The sequence below is a fragment of the Myxococcus stipitatus DSM 14675 genome, from assembly GCF_000331735.1.
GTDB classification, from domain to species: domain Bacteria; phylum Myxococcota; class Myxococcia; order Myxococcales; family Myxococcaceae; genus Myxococcus; species Myxococcus stipitatus.
In genome coordinates this window covers 10,228,447-10,244,280 of the sequence record NC_020126.1, presented here as the reverse complement: position 1 = coordinate 10,244,280, position 15,834 = coordinate 10,228,447, and the positions used below count along the sequence as shown (strand labels likewise).

General features: G+C 69.0%; 15 protein-coding genes. 13 read left to right on the top strand and 2 right to left on the bottom strand.

The window, feature by feature from the left end:
- Positions 1–52 precede the first annotated feature (52 nt).
- The 7 genes from MYSTI_RS39920 (at position 53) to MYSTI_RS39890 (ending at position 5,994) form a co-directional block, all read left to right on the top strand.
- Positions 53–1,513, top strand: a complete 1,461-nt coding sequence (locus MYSTI_RS39920) for an adenylate/guanylate cyclase domain-containing protein (protein ID WP_015353571.1) — start codon at positions 53–55, stop codon at positions 1,511–1,513.
- Positions 1,514–1,565: 52 nt separating this feature from the next.
- Complete coding sequence (locus tag MYSTI_RS39915) at positions 1,566–1,979, top strand: type II secretion system protein GspG (protein ID WP_015353570.1); 414 nt, start codon at positions 1,566–1,568, stop codon at positions 1,977–1,979.
- Between the two features lie 154 nt (positions 1,980–2,133).
- The gene (locus MYSTI_RS39910) at positions 2,134–3,480 is read left to right on the top strand and encodes a universal stress protein (protein WP_015353569.1); all 1,347 of its coding nucleotides are present in this window, start codon (positions 2,134–2,136) and stop codon (positions 3,478–3,480) included.
- Positions 3,481–3,635: 155 nt separating this feature from the next.
- A complete protein-coding gene (locus MYSTI_RS39905) occupies positions 3,636–4,223 on the top strand; it encodes a P-loop NTPase family protein (protein ID WP_015353568.1) in 588 nt (195 codons plus the stop codon).
- A gap of 114 nt (positions 4,224–4,337) precedes the next feature.
- On the top strand, positions 4,338–4,871 hold the full coding sequence (locus MYSTI_RS39900) for an O-acetyl-ADP-ribose deacetylase (protein WP_015353567.1): 534 nt from the start codon (positions 4,338–4,340) through the stop codon (positions 4,869–4,871).
- Positions 4,872–4,925: 54 nt separating this feature from the next.
- Entirely contained in the window at positions 4,926–5,387 is a 462-nt protein-coding gene (locus MYSTI_RS39895) for a hypothetical protein (RefSeq protein ID WP_015353566.1), read from the top strand.
- Positions 5,388–5,535: 148 nt separating this feature from the next.
- Positions 5,536–5,994 (top strand): hypothetical protein, encoded by a 459-nt coding sequence (locus tag MYSTI_RS39890; protein WP_015353565.1) that lies wholly within the window; start codon positions 5,536–5,538, stop codon positions 5,992–5,994.
- A 709-nt stretch (positions 5,995–6,703) separates the two neighbouring features.
- Here MYSTI_RS39890 and MYSTI_RS39885 read toward each other — a convergent pair.
- Positions 6,704–7,363 carry an SCO family protein gene (locus MYSTI_RS39885; RefSeq protein WP_015353564.1) on the bottom strand — a complete coding sequence of 220 codons (660 nt, stop codon included), beginning with the start codon at positions 7,361–7,363 and terminating at the stop codon, positions 6,704–6,706.
- A 276-nt stretch (positions 7,364–7,639) separates the two neighbouring features.
- On the opposite strand from MYSTI_RS39885, the gene MYSTI_RS44080 reads away from it, so the two are divergent.
- Positions 7,640–9,079, top strand: a complete 1,440-nt coding sequence (locus tag MYSTI_RS44080) for a hypothetical protein (protein WP_015353563.1) — start codon at positions 7,640–7,642, stop codon at positions 9,077–9,079.
- A gap of 11 nt (positions 9,080–9,090) precedes the next feature.
- Here the strand turns inward: MYSTI_RS44080 and MYSTI_RS39875 are convergent, their stop codons facing one another.
- Positions 9,091–10,935, bottom strand: coding sequence for a GAF domain-containing sensor histidine kinase (locus tag MYSTI_RS39875; RefSeq protein WP_015353562.1), 1,845 nt, complete (start codon positions 10,933–10,935; stop codon positions 9,091–9,093).
- Between the two features lie 377 nt (positions 10,936–11,312).
- Between MYSTI_RS39875 and MYSTI_RS39870 the strand changes: the two genes are divergently transcribed.
- From MYSTI_RS39870 to MYSTI_RS42520, 5 genes are all read left to right on the top strand, one after another.
- Entirely contained in the window at positions 11,313–11,972 is a 660-nt protein-coding gene (locus MYSTI_RS39870; RefSeq protein ID WP_144370241.1) for a hypothetical protein, read from the top strand.
- 60 nt (positions 11,973–12,032) lie between these two features.
- Positions 12,033–12,611: a YceI family protein gene (locus tag MYSTI_RS39865; protein ID WP_015353560.1), complete on the top strand. Its 579-nt coding sequence runs from the start codon at positions 12,033–12,035 to the stop codon at positions 12,609–12,611.
- The gene (locus tag MYSTI_RS39860; RefSeq protein WP_015353559.1) at positions 12,608–13,414 is read left to right on the top strand and encodes a Rieske (2Fe-2S) protein; all 807 of its coding nucleotides are present in this window, start codon (positions 12,608–12,610) and stop codon (positions 13,412–13,414) included. Before MYSTI_RS39865 ends, MYSTI_RS39860 begins: the two co-directional genes overlap by 4 nt.
- 118 nt (positions 13,415–13,532) lie before the next feature.
- Positions 13,533–14,375 carry a hypothetical protein gene (locus tag MYSTI_RS39855; RefSeq protein ID WP_044282623.1) on the top strand — a complete coding sequence of 281 codons (843 nt, stop codon included), beginning with the start codon at positions 13,533–13,535 and terminating at the stop codon, positions 14,373–14,375.
- The gene (locus tag MYSTI_RS42520) at positions 14,372–15,715 is read left to right on the top strand and encodes a Kelch repeat-containing protein (RefSeq protein WP_015353557.1); all 1,344 of its coding nucleotides are present in this window, start codon (positions 14,372–14,374) and stop codon (positions 15,713–15,715) included. Before MYSTI_RS39855 ends, MYSTI_RS42520 begins: the two co-directional genes overlap by 4 nt.
- Positions 15,716–15,834 lie beyond the last annotated feature (119 nt).

The window sequence follows — 15,834 nt, the reverse complement described above, 5'->3', positions numbered from 1 at the left end:
GTGGGATACGCTGCGGGAGTCCACAGCCCTTCCGGACGCAGAGGCCGCCTACATGAGCGCATCCAGCCCCCTCTTCGGTGACCTTCTGCTCAAGCTGGGCCTGGTCACTCCCTCGCAGGTGCAGGAGGCGCTGGCGCTGCAGGCGCTGACGGGCCAGCGGGTGGGAGAGGCCCTCATCTCGCTGGGCTACGTCACCCGGGAGCAGATTCAGGACGCGCTGGGCGAGGCCCTGGGCCTGCACCACGACAAGGGCCCCGCGCAGCCCGCGCTGGGGGAGCTCCTGGTGGGGCTCAAGTACGTGACGCTCGCGCAGCTCGACGAGGCCCTGGCCCGGCAGCGCCGCGATGGCCGCCGGCTGGGGGAAATCCTCGTGGAGCTGGGGCACTGCACCTACAAGCAGATCTACGAGGCGCTGGGCCTGCAGAACCGCATCGCCGGGCGGCAGGAGAATCCGCGCCCCTTCATCGACGGCCGCCGCCGCGTGGTGGTGGTGGATGACAGCCCGCTGGCGTGTGCCTTCGTGCAGGAGGGCCTGGTGAGCCTGGGCTACGAGGTCCTGTGCTTCCAGGACCCGTTCGAGGCGCTGGAGGGCATGAGCCGGCTTCAGCCCGCCATCGTCCTGAGCGACCTGGAGATGCCGGGCCTGGACGGCGTGGAGCTGTGCCGCCGGCTGAAGGAGGGCCCCACGCGGGGTCTGCCCGTCATCATCCTCACCGCGAATGACCGGGAGGCGGAGCGCGTGCGCGGCCTGCGCGCCGGCGCCGACGACTACGTCAACAAGTCCGCGTCCATGGACGAGCTGGCCGCGCGCATCGAGAGCGTGGTGCGGCGCACGGGCGAGACGGAGCGCATGCGCAAGCTGTTCGCGCGCTACACGTCCGCCGCGGTGGTGGATGAAATCCTCAAGAGCGCGGACGCGGTGGTGCTCACCGGTGAGAAGCGCGAGGTGACACTGCTGTTCGCGGACATCCGCAACTTCACGGGGCTGGCGGAGAGCCTCCCTCCCGAGCAGGTCGTCGGCGTGCTCAACCAGGTGCTGGGCCGGCTGTCGGACGCGGTACTGACGTGCGGCGGCACGCTGGACAAATTCCTCGGCGATGGGCTGATGGCGGTGTTCGGTGCGCCGGTGGCGCGCTCGGATGATGCGCTGTGCGCGCTGCAGTGCGCGAAGATGATGATGAACGCCATGACGGACCTGCGCGTGGAGGCGGAGGCGGAGTGGGCCGCCAACGGGCGCGAGGGCCACCCGCTGGTGCTGGAGCTGGGCGTGGGCATCAACTCGGGCGTGGTGGTGGCGGGCAACATCGGCAGCACGGTGCGCTCCGAGTACACGTGTATCGGCGACGCGGTGAACGTGGCCGCGCGGCTGTGTGCCCTCGCGGGGCCGGGGGAAATCCTGGTGGGCGAGCGCACCCGGGAGCTGGTGGACGCCAACGAGACGGCCTTCGAGGACCTGCCGCCGGTCCGCCTGAAGGGTAAGCAACAGCCCGTGCCGCTATTCCGCGCGCTTTAGGCTCGCGCGAAGTCTTCCGCACGGGGGCCCCCGCTGACGGTAGGGTGGGGGCATGACTTCGTCCGCGGAAGCCGCTCCTCCTCCCTCTCGCCGCTCACCCATCCTGTGGGTGGGGCTGGCGTTCGCCTTCGCGCTGGTGTGCGCGGTGCTGGTGGGGGCGCTGACGCGCTCGCGGGCAGTGCACTCGGACCGCATCCACCGCGACTTCGTGGTGCTGGAGGACGCGCTCGAGCGCTACCGGGCGGACGGCCACACGCTGCCCGAGGACGCGGACCTGGAAGTGCTCCTGGTGCCCAAGTACCTGTCCGTGCTGCCGCTGGACCCGTGGGGTCGGCCGTACCGCTACACCAGCAATGGGCAGCAGGTGTTCATCGCCACGCTGGGACAGAGCGACGACCGGGGCGGGCACGACGAGGAGCAGGACCACACCAACCACGACGGGCACCCGGCGCCCCCGGAGAAGTAGCCATCCAGCGGGGCGCCCGGGTGTCTGGAGGCCGCTCGTGCGGCGGGCCTGGGGGCGTGCTGGCTTGAAGGAGGGGCCCCCCGCCGGGTGAAGGCGTGCGCAGCTTTCCGGATGGGAGTGGCGTCCGGCCACATCCCCCACGAGGAGGGCGGCCATGGCCATTGTCTGCGCGAGCCCGGTGGGTGTGCGGGAGTCCCGGGAGGTGGAGGTCGCGGCGGCGCTGGCGGCCCGGCTGGGAGAGCCGCTGCTGCTGGTGGGCGTCATGGACGGCGAGCCCCTCTCCGACACCACGCGCATCGACGCGCTGAGGGCGCTGGAGGCCCAGGCCGCTCGGCTGGAGCTGCCTCCGGGGCAGGTGGCGTGCCGCGTGCGCTCCGACATGGAGGTGGTGCTGGCGGAGGACGAGTGCCGTCAGTCCCGGTGGATTGTCGCGGCGGCGGAGGGGTGGCGCACGTCGACGTGGCGGAGGGCCTCGTTGCCGGAGCGGCTGGCGCGGCGAGGCTGTGGCCCCGTGCTGGTGGTGCGGCGCGCGGACGCGCTGGTGGATTGGGTCCGGGGACGGCGGCGCCTGCTGGTGCTGGTGGGCGTGGATCCGCTGTCGCCCACGGCCGACGCGGCGGTGGGCTTCCTGCGCGAGCTGCGTCGGGTGGGGCCGTGCGACGTGCTGGCCACGTATGTGTTCTCGCCGCTGGAGGAGCGTGAGCGGCTGGGCATCCACACGCCGGTGCACGTCGACGTGCTGGAGCCCGGGGCGCGCGACATGGAGGCGCTGGACCCCGCGGTGGAGACGGTGCTGCTGCGCGAGGTGCGGGAGCAGGTGGGCGACCTGGAGGGCGAGGGCCGCGTGGAGGTGGTGCTGGAGCCCGGCTATGGGCGGCCCGCGGACCACCTGCTGCATGTCGCGCTCACGCGAGGCGCGGACCTGGTGGTGGTGGGGATGCGCTCGCGGGGGCCGGTGAAGCGGCTGTGGCACGGCTCGATATCGGCGGGCGTGCTGCGACACTCGGAGCAGGCCGTGGTGTGTGTGCCGGACGTGTTGAACGAGCCGCGCCACGCCCTGCCGCCTCGCAGCGTGCTGGTGCCCGTGGACTTCTCCGACTCCTGCATGCGCGCCATCTCCCAGGCGCGCTCGCTGGTGGGGCCAGGGGGGCGGGTGCACCTGCTGCATGTGCACCGCAAGCGGCTGGGCGACACGGCCTTCCAGGACCACTACGGCGTGCTGCCCGAGCCCGCGCGGGAGCGGGAGGAGATGCTGCGGCGGCTGTGGGGGCTGGTGCCTCGGGATGAGAGCGCCCGGGCGCAGCAGTGGAGCGTGGAGGGCGTCTCCGGGGAGGACGTCGCGCTGGCCATCTGCCAGGCCACCGAGCGCGAGGGCGTGGACCTGGTGTGTGTGGGCACGCCGGGAGGGCCGGTGAAGGGACCAGACACGTTGCCAGGGGCGGTGACGAAGGAGCTGGTGGCGCGATGTCGGCGGCCGGTCATGGTGGTCCCCGCGGCGTGACACGTCCGAGACGGGAAGCGCCTGGGTTCACATGAAAGGGCTTTCAGTTGGGTCACTTGCGTCCCCACCTGTCAGGGCACCCGGCCCGTTGAACGCGAGACCCGAGGGAGCGTTAGAATCCCGGCACCACGCATCAGATAGCAGGGGGTCTGCCGGTGACGCTCAGCGGTTACCGAGAAGAAGAGCTCGTCTGCAATCGTGCCTCGCTCATCATCCATGGTGGCACGGAGGAGGAGCGCCGGTCCTGGGCCCAGGAAGCCGCGCGCAACTTCGACGTGGAACTGGTGGAGGTGAGGCAGGTGGCGGACCTGGTCGGCGCGCTTCGACAGCGCAACGGCGTGCTGTTCATCCCCGATGCCGCCAAGCTGGGACGCGAGGCGCAAGGGCACATCCTGCGGTGTCTGCAGATGCAGGAGGAGCGTCCCAAGGTCGTGGTGGGCGTGTCCGGCGCGGCGGATGCGGCGCTCGCTCGAGGCACGCTGCGCGAGGACCTGCACTACCGGCTGCACCAGGCGCAGGTGGACCTCCAGAAGGACGGCTTGCGGGAGCTGCTCCGGCGGCGCTGGTCGCTCCAGGCGGAGCAGCTCGCGCTGAAGGCCGCCGCCGTGAAGGCCGCGGAGGAGAAGGCTCGCGCGGATGCGGAGGCTCGCCGCCCAGGGACGGTGACGCGCACGCTGCCCAAGACACGCAAGACGGTGTCGAGCGCGCGCAAGCCAGCCGCACGCAACGCGGTCCCGCGCTGAAGCGGTGGGGTGTGGCGCGGAGGTGGGCTCTGGCCTCCGCGCGCCGTGCTCGTCAGGGAGGCCGCCCCCGGTGTCGTCGTCGGTGGCCCACTTCGAGGTGCGCGGAGGACTCCCATGAGGCTGGAGCTGATTCGAGGCGACATCACCCGGGTCGACGCGGACGCCATCGTCAACGCGGCGAACTCGGCGTTGCTGGGGGGCGGAGGGGTGGATGGTGCCATCCACCGCGCCGCGGGGCCGGAGCTGCTGGCCGAGTGCCGCCTGTTGCGAGGCTGTCCCACGGGGCAGGCGCGGCTGACGCGGGGGTACCGCTTGCCCGCACGTCACGTCATCCACACCGTGGGGCCTGTCTGGCGAGGTGGGGCGGACGGGGAGTCGGCCCTGCTTGCCCGCTGCTACCAGAGCGTCTTCGCGCTGGTGGAGCAGCAGGGGTTCGGGACGGTGGCGTTCCCCTCCATCTCCACGGGGGTGTACCGGTTCCCCATCGAGCGGGCCGCCCGCATCGCCCTGGGTGAAATCCGGAAGGCCTTGGAGCGGATGCCGTCGCTCGAGAAGGTGACGGTGGTGCTCTTCTCGGACGCGGACCTGGAGACCTACCAGCGCGTGCTGTCCGGGGACGGGGGCAGTTCCGGGGACGGGAATGTGTGAACGCGGAAAACTGGGCTAGAGTCCCGCCCACGTTCACTCTTCTTGGAGAGCCACATGTCTGAGGAAAACGCTGAGGCAAAGCCGAAGAACGATCTCTCGCGGCCCATCGAGGTCGTCCGCGCCGAGCTCCTGGCCGACGAGGAGACCAAGAAGATCGCCACGGCGGTCAACATGAAGCTCGAGGACTACGTGGAGCTGGTCCTCAAGTACGCGCAGGACAAGAGCCTGGAGCCCGAGCTGGCCATCGTCTCGGACGACGAGCTGCGCAAGAACGGCATCACGCCGGTGACGTCCGACGAGGCCGCCGACCTCATCATCCGCGGGATGAAGGGCGAGCTGCCCGGGTCCGTGCCGGACTTCGAGGCCTCCAAGTTCGAGCAGAAGGGGAACGCGGGGAAGCCGGCCCTGAACGCGTCGACTCCCGCGGACCAGGCGACGCCCGCACAGCCGCAGGATGCCGCGTCGCGCCAGTCGATGCTGGACCAGATCAAGCGCGGTGGTGGTGGCAGGGCCTGAGGGCTCTGCCCGGGGAAGCGGAACCCCGGGAAAATTGCGCCGGAAATTCCGCGAGAAACATTTCCGACGACCCGCCGAGAATCACTTCGAGTCTCTTCTTCGCCCTAAATCCCCCGCCTTCCTCCACTCTTCTTCTCAAGGTGCCGCAATGCTCTCCTTCCTCAAGAACAACCCGCTGACCAACATCCTCAAGAAGCCCCTCGAGATTGTCGGCAAGGTCGCCGAGACGGTCAGCAAGGTTGCGGGCGGCATCGCGAACATCGGCCAGCAGGCGCTGAACTTCCTGAACAAGCCGGCCAGCGAGGCCATTGCGCCGATCACCAACAAGATCAGCGAGCAGGTCAAGAAGATCCCCTTCCTGGGCAAGTTCCTGGCCCCGGTGGTCGAGGGTCTGATGAAGCAGGGCGCGACGGCGCTGCTCGGCTCCGGCCCCATCGGCGGCATCGGCGCGATGGCGCAGGTCACCTCCAAGGTGTCTGACCTGACCAACCTGGCGCAGGGCGTGCGCACGGCGGCGGACAAGGTTGGCGCGTTCGCCAACAACCCGCTGGGCCAGATGAACCTCCAGAACATCATGGCGCACCAGCACGCGGCGCTCATCCGCTAATCCCTCGCGCCTCGGCGCGGTGGTAGGCGAGTCCGAAGGCCGGCTTCCCACGAGAGTGGGGCCGGCCTTTCGGCGTTTTTGGGGCACAGGGCGGCAGAGAGGCTGGCTTCTCGCGAGAGGAGGCCAGCCTTTCGGCGTTTCTGGGGCATGGGTGACGGCAGAGAGGCTGGCTTCTCGCGAGAGGAGGCCCGCCTTTCGGCGTTTCTGGGGCATGGGTGACGGCAGAGAGGCTGGCTTCTCGCGAGAGGAGGCCAGCCTTTCGGCGTTTCTGGGCCACAGGGCGGCAGGGCGTGGGTGTGCCTCGCGGTGTTTCTGGGGCACAGGGTGACGGCGCGAGGGCAGAGAAGGAGGGACCGCCGAGAGAGGAGGCCCGCCTTCGGCATCTGGGGCCGCAAGGGGGGCGGTGGCCAGAAGGCGGGCGCCCCGCGCGAGGAGGTCAGCCTCTCGGCGTTTCCGCAGGGCACCAGGTGGTGGCGCGGCAAACCCGAAGGTGGGCCCCCTGCGAGGCGTGACGGGGGGCGGGAGCGCGACGACTCCCCGCGAGAGTAGGGCGCGCCTTCAGGCGTTTCGGAGCAGGGAGCGAGCCATGAGTGGCCGTGGCGAGCAGAACCGCGTGACGGTCAGCCGATGCGGCGACTCGTACCCGTCGTGAGGTTTGTGATCCAACGAATCCGCGAGCCGCCCAGCCCTGGCGGAGCAGCGGGGCTGATCAACCCTCTTCGCGAACGAGCCGCTTCACATCCCGCAGGAGGCGATCCGTCGACTCGCTGTCGGCGCTGTCGTAGTAGCCGCGAATCTGCCCCTTCGAATCCACGAGGACGAAGTGGGTGCCGTGGAAGATGGAGAGCAGATCATCCTCGGCGGAGCCGGGCTCGCGGCCCATGCTGACCTTGAAGCCCTGGACGATGGTGTCCTTGAGGACGTCGTAGTCCCCGGTCAGGAAGCTCCAGCGGGTGAAGTTGGCGCCATGGAGCTTTCCGTACTCCGCCAGGCGCTCGGGCGTGTCGTACTTCGGGTCGACGGAGAACGACACGAGCTGGAGGTGGGTCCCGTGGGAGTCGGTGCTCTGCTGCACGTGCGCCATCTTCCGGGTGAAGGCCGGGCAGACGGTGGGGCAGCGGGTGAAGATGAAGTTGGCGATGAACGGATGCCCGCGAAGCTGGGCGCTGCCGAAGGGCTGTCCGTCCTGCCGGGTGAAGGCGAAGTCCGGGAGCGCGCCGAGCTGGGGCAGGGGCTCGCTGTTCGTACGCAGCAGGGAGAACCCAGCCGCCGCCGAGATGCCCAGCGCCATGACGGCGATGCCGGCCCAGAAGCCGGGGCGTTGCGTGAGGCGAGCGGGAGGGAGCGCGACGGAGGATTCAGCGGACATGGCTCGGACCTAACGAAAGGTCCGTGAGGGCACAAGCGCCGTGGGAGGGTGAGGGACCAACCCGCCTACTCGCGAGGTGTAGCCGACAACCAGGCACCCCTCCAGGCAGGCAAGGACTCTCCAGGAGAGAAGGCGCGAGCCCCCACGTCCATCGCAAGGGATTCCGCGTCCAGGCGGCGCGATGCCTCGGGCATTGCACAAGTCCGTCCCTGACTCGGAGCCCGTTGTTGGTGTGTTCGGTGCAGAGGGGCCGGCGGTTCCTTCCGGAGTCAGCCCATGTCTCGAATCGACTCATCAGGCAGCACGGCCATTCCCCTCGACACGGTGCCCGACGCGCCCCCGTCTCCCAACCCCAGCCCATCGACCCCCCGTGAGCGCAACGAAGTCCAAGCCTACGCCGCGAGCCTCTTCCCCTCGGCCCCGCGACGCTCCAGCGAACCTCCTGCGTCGGGCCGCAGAGGCCAGACGACGCTCTCCGCCGGAGAGCTGTTGGCCCTGGGCGGAAGGCCCAAGGCACGAAGCGGCGAAGTCCCCTCGGACGCCTACGCGGAGCTTCGATCACGGCTGACCCGAGGCCTCGCGGACTGGAAGGTGAGTGACGCGGATGTGCGGACCGTGCACGCGGCGCTCGGACAACTCCAGCCCTCGGACTACCGCGCCACGCTGGAGCGGATGGAGCGAGAGGGGCTGCTGAAGACGTATCTCGCGGAGCAGTCCCCCGATGCGCGTCAGTCGTTCCTGCATCAAGCCGAATCCAAGGGCGTCCTCCAGCGGCTCGCCGGGACACCGGCCTCGGGCCCGCTGGCCTTCCCGGGGCGGCCCGACTTCTTCCGTGACGACTCGGCGCTCCCCGATTCCCTGCGCCAGGCCGTGGAGTCCCACGCCATCGCCGCGGGGCGGTCCTTCCACGCGGCGCACGCGGCCTATCTCGGCCGCTACGTGAAGGCCGTCGAGGAGGCCCGAAACCTCCCCGAGCTGCGCAAGCTGGGCGCCCCCCAGGAAGCGAAGCTGCCTGACTCGGTGCTGGGCCTGGACCGCAGGGACCCCTCGCGCGAGGACATCGCCGCGCGATGGAGGAACTCCGTGGGAACCCCCGGGTCCCTGAACTGGGTCTACCAGGCCATCAACGTCAAACAGCGGGAGCTCCTCGGTGAGCGCTCCGCGGGCACCTTCGCGCTGAAGGGGAAGGCGGAGGTCACTCACGCCAGCCTCCAGCTGGGAGGCGAAGGGCGGCTCGACTCGCGCGGCAAGGTGGACCTGAAGGCCAAGACGGGGATGGAGCTGAAGGGAGGCCCGGTGGCCGTGAAGATGTCCCGCGACTCGAAGGGCGAGGTGCAGTCCGAGGTGAAGCTGGACCTGGGGATTCTCAAGGTGAGTCAGTCGACGGACGGAGAGCTGAAGCTCGCGATGGGCGCGGGCAAGCACCTGGGGAGCTACGCGACGCTCAACCTGAAGGAGGCGGAGTTCGGAGGCGGCGTCTTCGCCAAGGTGGAGGCAGGCGCGAGCAAGGGCGAGGTGCGGCTGGGTTACGACATGAAGGGGCTCGAGAGCCAAAGCGCCGTCGAGGCCGTCGACCGCCACCACGTGGGCCTCTTCGATGCGCCTCCCGAGCTGGGCCGAGGGCTGACCTGGGACGCGCTGCCCGAAGCCCGGCGCACGAACTACGAGCGCAACGGCTGGAATCGCGAGGAGTGGGGCCGGGCCCAGGGGCACTGAGCGCGGAGCCGTCAGGACGACGCGGGCGTCCGAGGCATCTCCACCGTGACCGTCGTGCCCAGCCCCGGAGCGCTCTCGAGGTGGATGTGCCCGCCATGGGCCTCCACCACCTGCCGGGAGAACCACAACCCCAACCCGAAGCCACCGTAGTGGCGCAGGGGCACCGCGCGGCCGAAGCGCTGGAAGAGGTGCGCGAGCTGCTCGGCGGGGATGCCGATGCCCCGGTCCTTCACGACCAACCTCGCGAGGTCACCGGGGACGCACGACACCTCCACCTCCACGGGGCGCCCCAGTCCGTACTTCAGCGCGTTCGACACCAGGTGCGTCACCATGCCGTCCACGCGCGAGTGGTCCCACCGGCCTGGGACGGCGCCCGTGGCGTGCAGGAAGATGGTGGCGCCCGCGCGCTCACGCTCCTCGGTGAAGCGCGTCAGCACGCCTCGGCACACGTCCACCAGGTCCACGGGTTCGGGGGTGAGGTGCAGGCGGCCCTCGGACAGGTGCGCCACTTCCAGCAGCTCGCGAACCAGTCGCCCCAGCCGGTCCACCTGCTGCACCGCCAGCGAGGTGCGTGCCTGCACATCCTCGTCGGCGGACATGCGCCGCAGTCGGGAGAGCTGCAGCTTGAGGGCTGTCAGCGGCGTGTTCAGCTCGTGGCTGGCGATGGCGAGGAACTCGTCGCGCAGCTGCAGGGCCTGCTGCGTCTGGTGGAAGAGGTGGGCGTTCTGCACGGCGGCGCTGGCCCGCCGCGCGAGCTCCACGGCCAGCGCCAGGTCCTCGCTCGTGTGGTGCCGGCCGGAGAGGCAGTGGCCCAGGGTCAGCGCGCCCAGCACGCCCTCCGGCGTCTCCAGCGGCACGGACATCCACGAGGTCGGCGCCAGGGTCCGCAGCAGGGAGAGCTGCTCGGGGCCGCAGGAGGTGCCCTCGATCCAGAAGGCGTCCACGCTGGGGTGGAAGGCCGTCAGCCCGCTGGCCAGCGCGCAGATGGGCGTGCCCGGACGCTCGGGCGGGTGCCAGCGGCTGGCGGCGAGCAGGCCCGAGCACTCCGGGGTGGCGGCGTGGAAGTGACGGCGCACCTCATGGTCCGGGCCCAGCACGTCGATGATGCACAGGTCGCCCAGCGTGGGCACCAACCCCAGGGCCACGCCGCGCAGGGTGTGGCCCAGGTCCAGCGAGGTGGCCAGCATCGCAGTGGCGTGTTGGAGCAGCCCCACGCGCTCCACCTGGCTGCGCTCGGCGGCGAGCAGTCGGGCCCGCTCCAGGGCCATGGTGGCCTGCTGCGCCAGCATGTCGATGAAGGCGCGCTCCTCCTCGTCGAAGTCGTGGGCGAGCCCCCAGACGAAGATGAGGCAGCCCACCGAGCGCGCGCGGGTGAACAGGGGCAGACACGCCACGGACATGTCTCCGCTGGTGGGGCGGGTGGCCGCGGCGGTCTCCGGGAAGTGCTTGGCCATCGTGGCGAAGTCCGTCAGCCACAGGGGGGCGCCGGTGCGCACGGCCTCGGCGACGGGGACCCGGGCCGTCAGGGCCACGTGGGTGAAGGCGGCCTCCACCGCGGGGGGACAGCGCACGGAGTGGACGAGCTCCAGTGACGTGCCTGGCACATTCATCAGGTACAGGCCCCCGGCCACGGCCTCCAGGGTGCGCACGGCCTCCACCACGACGGCGCGGGCGACGTCCTCGGAGGTGAGGGCGCCGGACAGGGCCAGGGTGAGGGACTGGAGGCTGCGCATGCGCGCACTGGCGAGCTCGGCGCTGGCTCGAGCGCGGCGGTTCTCCGCCAGCAACTCCACCCCCGAACCCTGTCCCTCCTCGGGCAGGGGCATGCGGAGGCTGACGGACGAATGCTTCTCCATGCGCGGCGGCCCGACGGCGCAGGTGACACCCCGAGCCGGTCCCACTGAAACGCATCCGAGGCCGGATTTCCGGCTCCGGCGGAATGAGTGTCCTACGCCAGTCAGTCCCGCACATGGCCAGTGAACACACGGGCCGAGGACTTCCGACCTGGAGTCCGGAGGAAGGTGGCTGTCGGACAGACAGGCCCACCCCTCAATCGTCTTCCGCTGCGTGAAGCGTGGCGGTACCTTGCGTCCCAGAGCCCGGAGTCTCGGCGGCCGAAGTCCTCTCTTCTCGCAGGGAACATGCTTCCGCGCTCACCCATGCAGGCAGTCTCCGAGTGCTTCCGCGCCTCGACCTCGCGCTCTCGTCGCGCCTCCTTCTGGGATATCCACCGATGAACCGTTTCGCCGCTGTCCTCGTCATCCTGTCCATGCTGTCCACCACCACCGCGCGCGCCCAGAGCCGGACGCAGCCGCCCTCGGACGCGCCGAAGTCAGCGCCCTCGCTCGAGCCCAAGTCGGAAGCCCCGGCCGAGGACCCCGGGCTGGACTTCGACCTGCTGGAGCCCGCCGAGGCCGCCGCCGCGGCCCAGGTCGACCCGGAGCTGCAAGAGGCCCTGGAGCGCCGCCGCACGATGCTCAAGCTGCATCAGGGCCTGGGCTTCGCGCTGGCCGCGGGCCTGGTGACGACGACGGTGCTGGGGCAGCTCCAGTTCAACGACTCCTTCCGGGGCGGTGGAGATGACCGCACGCTCCTGGGCGTGCACCGAGGCTTCGCCATCGGCACCGCCGCGGTGTTCGCCTCCGTGGGCATGCTGGGCCTGCTGGCGCCGGACCCGCTCGAGAAGGAGGAGTTCCAGTGGGACACCATCACGTTCCACAAAATCTTCATGTCGCTGGCGACGGCGGGGATGGTGGCGCAGGTCATCCTCGGCATCCTGGCGACGGACCGCTATGGGAAGTTGTCGGAGACGGACCTCGCCACGGCGCACCAGGTCGTCGGGTACACCACCCTGGGCGCGGTGTCGGCGGGTGTCTTCACACTGTTCTTCTGAATCTTCGCGCCCCGGGGCCGTTGGGCACTGGGGACGGATTCGAGTTTCCTGGAGAGGGATATGACTGCTCGACGACTCGTGCTGCTCACCACCTTGTTGCTGTCCTTGCCCGTGCTGGCCCAGGGGAGCGCCAAGACGTATGCGTTGAAGAAGGACTCCAGCTCGCTGACGTACAAGCTGCATCACCCGGCGCACGAGGTGGTGGGCAAGGCGAAGCCCAGTGATGGCAAGGCCCGGCTGATGCCGGACGGCACGCTGCAGGTGGCGGTGCGCGCGAACATCAAGGACTTCGACTCGGGCAATGGCAACCGTGACGCCCACATGATGGAAGTCACGGAGATGGCCAAGTTCCCCATCGTGGACTTCAAGGGCGTGGCGAAGGGCGTGACGATGCCCACGACCTTCCCGGCGAAGGTGCCGGTGACGCTCAAGGGGAAGCTCACGTTCCACGGGGTGACGCAGGACGTGGAGGTGCCGCTGACGGTGGTGTTCAAGTCCGCGACGGAGGTGACGACCGAGGGCTCCTTCGACATCAGCCTGGACGCGTACAAGGTGGAGCGTCCGTCGCTGCTGATGGTGAAGGTGGATGACAAGCTGGTGCTCGAGCCGGCGCTGGTCTTCGTGGTGGAGGGCGCGTGAGCACTTCTCGACGTGGCTTCTTGAAGGGAATCCTGGGGACGGGCGCGGCGGGTGCGGCGGCGACGGCGCTGCCTGGGTGCGCGCCGGATATCGACCCCGCGCCGGTGACGGATGTGTCGGCCAGCGACGTGGGCGTGGTGGACCTGCTGGTGTCGCGCTACCCCGACCTGGAGCGGGAGGGTGGGGCCATCACCGTTCGCGTGGATGGCGAGACGACGCCGCTGCTGGTGACGCACACGGGGGGCAGCGAGTACTCGGTGCTGTCCGCCCTCTGTACGCATGCGGCCTGTCCTCTCGGGTTCGATGGGCGGGAGGTCGTGTGCCCGTGCCATCTGTCCAAGTTCAATCCGGTGGATGGGGCGGTGACGCAGCGGCCGGCCACGGTGGGGTTGCGCAAGTTCACCTCCCGGTTCAACACGGGCACCCAGGTGCTGACCATCGACCTGCGTGCGGGCGAGGGGGGCTTTCCCTCGGCGGTGGATGGCGAGGTTCGTCTGCCCTTCGCGCAGTTCCCCAAGCTGAAGGACAATGGCAGCGTGGTGGAAGGTGTCCCGGGGGGGTACGGCAAGCGCATCTTTGTCTTCCGGCTCCAGGACGGCTCGTTGTCGGCGGTGGACTCTGTCTGCACTCACAACTTCTGTGAGGTGTCCTCGCGTCCGGAGCAGCTCGACCTCATCTGTTATTGCCACGACTCCACCTTCTCGGCGCAGGGTGAGGTGACTGCTCGGCCGGCGACGCGGCCACTGAAGAAGTTCACCGTGACGGAGACGGCGGACGCGGTGGTGGTGTCGAACGTTCGTTGAGCAGGGATTGCGGGCCCTGCATGTGAGTCCTTGACGCTTTCACTGGCGTCGAGGACACGGTGCGGCTCTTGTACGCCTCCCGGAAATCGAGCATGGATCTCCAAGAAAGATGGAATCCATGCCAACTACCGGAATGACCGAAAAACTCTCCCAGTGCAGGAATGCCTGGGGAGTGGGGTTGCTGCTGGGGGTGCTGTTATTGCCCCTGGGCGTGAGGGCAGAGGTCTCCGCCGATGTGCGGCGTTACCTGCTCTCCATCCACCGATTGATTGATGACCTCGCGTACGAGCGTGCGTTGGAGCAGATCGCCCGTGTGAAGAAGGTCTCGCAGGGGCCCGAGGATGACGTGGCCGTGTCCCTGTATGAGGGCGTCGTCCTGGCGGAGCTGAGCAAGGGGCGGCAGGAGGATGCGGAGGCGGCGTTCAAGTCCGCGCTCTTCCTGCAGCCGGACGCTGAGCTGCCCTTGAATGTGTCGCCCAAGCTGAAGAAGCGCTTCGAGCAGGTGCGCGCCAAGGTCCAGAAGGAGCTGGCCCGACGAGGGGAGTACCCGAAGCCCCCGCCTCCGCCTGAGCCGAAGCAGGCGGAGAAGAAGGACCTCGTGAATCCGCTGACGCCGCCGCTTCCTCCACCGGTGGTGGAGAAGTCGATGCGGCAGAGGGCGTGGATTCCGGCCGTCGCGGGGGGCGCGTTGGCGGCGGGGGGCGGGGTGATGTGGCTCCTCGCCTCGAGCGAGAAGGGGAAGCTGGGGCCGTCCTCGAAGCTCGCGTCGGTGGAAGAGGCAGAGGCGGTGGCCAGGCGCGCGCGCTCCATGCAGTCGGTGGGCGTGGGCTTGTTCGTGGGGAGCGCGGTGGGGTTGGGGGTGGCCGCGGGGATGTATCTGCTGGGCGGGCCCGAGGAGCCTCCCATGCTCTCGGTGGGGACGGATGGAACGTCTGCCTTTGTGAGCGGGAGGTGGCCGTGAAGCTGGGCATTCGAGCGGTGATGGCGGTGATGGCGGTGGTGGGGCTTCAGCTGGGTGGGTGCCTCGATGTGGATGAGGCGAAGAAGGGGTTTTGCAAGGACAACCCCGAGCGATGCAGGGAAGGGGCGGCGGACGCGGGTGACGCGGGTGACGCGGGTCAGACCCCACGGCCGGACGGAGGTCAGGAGCCGGACCCGGACGGAGGTCAGGAGCCGGACCCGGACGGAGGTGGTGTTGAAGATCCTGATTCAGGCCCGCCGGATCTAGGCCCCCTGAATCTAGGTTGGAACCCACGCGCCTCGATGAAGGATGCGCGAGCTTTTCACACGGCCACCCGCTTGAAGGACGGCAAGGTCCTGGTGGTAGGTGGGAGCTCGTCCCTGAACGTTTCGGGGCCCGTGATTCAGAGTGCCGAAATCTTCGACCCGGCTCTGAACCTGTGGACCCGTGCTGGCTATCTGAAAGTTGCTCGGGCTCGGCACACCGCGACCTTGTTGGGAAATGGCAAGGTCTTGATTGTGGGTGGGAACAATGCGAGCGGGCAGCCTTTGAAGAGCGTTGAGCTGTATGACCCCGCGAACGGTGGCTCTTGGTCAGAGGCTGCGCCCCTATCCACTGAGCGCTATGGCCACGATGCGGTGCGGTTGTCCGCCTCTGGCGAAGTCCTGGTCATCGGAGGTGGAACGGCTGAAACCGCCAGCGTCGAATCCGTGGAGGTCTACGACCCGGAATTGAACAAGTGGTCCACCCGGGGCACTCTGCCAGCTGGGCGTCACAGGGTTGTTGCCACGGAGATAAGCGGTGATCGGGTGTTGGCTGTGGGTGGGTCCGCGGGGGTGACGACCTCGGATTTGTATCAACACAGCACCAAATCCTGGACAGCGATTGCCGCAACCTCCCAGGTTCCTCGCGTTGGACACTCCGTCACCCGGTTGAACAATGGCGAGATACTCGTGGCTGGGTCGGTGAACGCGGCGTTGACGGTCTACTGGGCCGAAACGGATATCCTCTCTGAGAACAGCCTGGGGTCGAACTGGGCGAGTGCGGGCACATTGAACGTGCCTCGTTCCCACCATACCGCGACGCTTCTTGACTCAGGGGATGTGCTGGTGGCCGGGGGGACGAAAGGAATCATGGACTCCTTGGATGTAGTTCAAATCTATAGCCCGGGAGCTGGCTGGAGCCCTCCAGGTGCCGCGATGCTCAACAAGCGGGCCTTCCATCGGGCCACGTTGCTCCGCTCGGGCAATGTGCTCGTCACGGGTGGGCTGGGGAATAGCGAACTAGATCCGGAGCTCAATGCGGTGGAGCTGTACATGCCCCCGCCACCTCGTCCCTGAACTCAATCCCGCAGGCTCACTTTCACGAACCTGCGGGAGTCCCGCCCAACCCCATCCGTGGAGCGGGCCAGCACATATCAGCTGGCCAGCTCCCGGGTGACGCAGCGTCGCTCGCCTCC

What these genes read in the sequence shown, in the direction of transcription:
- MYSTI_RS39920 (WP_015353571.1), top strand. Translation starts at nt 53, where the DNA reads ATGAGCGCATCCAGCCCCCTCTTCGGTGACCTTCTGCTCAAGCTGGGC.
- MYSTI_RS39915 (WP_015353570.1), top strand. Translation starts at nt 1,566, where the DNA reads ATGACTTCGTCCGCGGAAGCCGCTCCTCCTCCCTCTCGCCGCTCACCC.
- MYSTI_RS39910 (WP_015353569.1), top strand. Translation starts at nt 2,134, where the DNA reads ATGGCCATTGTCTGCGCGAGCCCGGTGGGTGTGCGGGAGTCCCGGGAG.
- MYSTI_RS39900 (WP_015353567.1), top strand. Translation starts at nt 4,338, where the DNA reads ATGAGGCTGGAGCTGATTCGAGGCGACATCACCCGGGTCGACGCGGAC.
- MYSTI_RS39895 (WP_015353566.1), top strand. Translation starts at nt 4,926, where the DNA reads ATGTCTGAGGAAAACGCTGAGGCAAAGCCGAAGAACGATCTCTCGCGG.
- MYSTI_RS39890 (WP_015353565.1), top strand. Translation starts at nt 5,536, where the DNA reads ATGCTCTCCTTCCTCAAGAACAACCCGCTGACCAACATCCTCAAGAAG.
- MYSTI_RS39885 (WP_015353564.1), bottom strand. Translation starts at nt 7,363, where the DNA reads ATGTCCGCTGAATCCTCCGTCGCGCTCCCTCCCGCTCGCCTCACGCAA.
- MYSTI_RS44080 (WP_015353563.1), top strand. Translation starts at nt 7,640, where the DNA reads ATGTCTCGAATCGACTCATCAGGCAGCACGGCCATTCCCCTCGACACG.
- MYSTI_RS39875 (WP_015353562.1), bottom strand. Translation starts at nt 10,935, where the DNA reads ATGGAGAAGCATTCGTCCGTCAGCCTCCGCATGCCCCTGCCCGAGGAG.
- MYSTI_RS39870 (WP_144370241.1), top strand. Translation starts at nt 11,313, where the DNA reads ATGAACCGTTTCGCCGCTGTCCTCGTCATCCTGTCCATGCTGTCCACC.
- MYSTI_RS39865 (WP_015353560.1), top strand. Translation starts at nt 12,033, where the DNA reads ATGACTGCTCGACGACTCGTGCTGCTCACCACCTTGTTGCTGTCCTTG.
- MYSTI_RS39855 (WP_044282623.1), top strand. Translation starts at nt 13,533, where the DNA reads ATGCCAACTACCGGAATGACCGAAAAACTCTCCCAGTGCAGGAATGCC.